This window comes from Vibrio sp. 10N.261.52.C11 (assembly GCF_041471405.1).
Lineage (GTDB): Bacteria > Pseudomonadota > Gammaproteobacteria > Enterobacterales > Vibrionaceae > Vibrio > Vibrio crassostreae_C.
In genome coordinates, this window is record NZ_JBFROI010000114.1 from 1 (window position 1) to 905 (window position 905).

Genomic DNA, 905 nt, shown 5'->3' on the forward strand with positions numbered 1-905 from the left:
AAGCATCGCGCTTGCTGAAACAGATTTAGCAGATGGCTCTTCTCCAATCGTTGGTGCTGTGAGCCAAACAGAAACCATCACTTTCACTAATCAAAGTGATGACGTTGAGAAATTCCGTTTAGAGCCAAATGAGTTTAATACTAACAATGCGCTCAAGTCCGATGGCTTGATCATTGAGATTCGAGAAGAGCCAACAGGTTCAGGTAATTACATTGGTTTCACGACTGATATTTCGAATGTCGAAACCACGGTATTTACACTCGATTTCAGCAGTACCACTTTGGGTGAGTATACCTTCACGCTTCTGGAAGCGATTGACCACACACCGATTCAAGGCAATAACGATCTAACATTCAACTTGCCAGTTTACGCTGTCGATAGCGACGGTGATGATTCGTTAATGTCACCACTATCGGTGATGATTACTGATGATGCTCAAGTTATGGCAAGTGGCGAACTGACAATTGAAGAGCCTACTGTGGCTGACTTAGCTGCAGGTACGCCAACGACATCCGTTTTCGATGTATTAACATCCGCAAGTGCCGATGGCGCGAGCGTGACTCAATTTACCTATGACGGCACCGCTTACTCTCTAGACCCGAATGATGCGACCGAGCAAGAGTTTACTTTCACGGAAGGCTCACTGTTTATTACGACTCAAGGGGAAGTGCGCTTTGAGCCGAACCGCGATTTAGACCACTCGGCTGGCGATATCGTTAAGAGCATCGTGGTGACGTCGAGCGATGGCGATGATGACGTTCTTACCTCAACAGTGACGCTGACCATTACCGATGGTGATGTTCCGACCATTGATGTCATTCCGCCAATCTCACTATCTGAAACGAATCTAGCCGATGGCTCTGATCCATCTAACTCTGCGGTCAGCGACACCAAAGTCATTCAGT

Annotated in this window: 1 protein-coding gene; it reads left to right on the forward strand. The window is 47.0% G+C overall.

Annotated elements, in window-relative coordinates; all coding sequences use genetic code 11:
• Positions 1-905 (forward strand): hypothetical protein (locus AB4323_RS23920; RefSeq protein WP_372153503.1); only part of this gene is annotated, 905 nt, incomplete at both ends.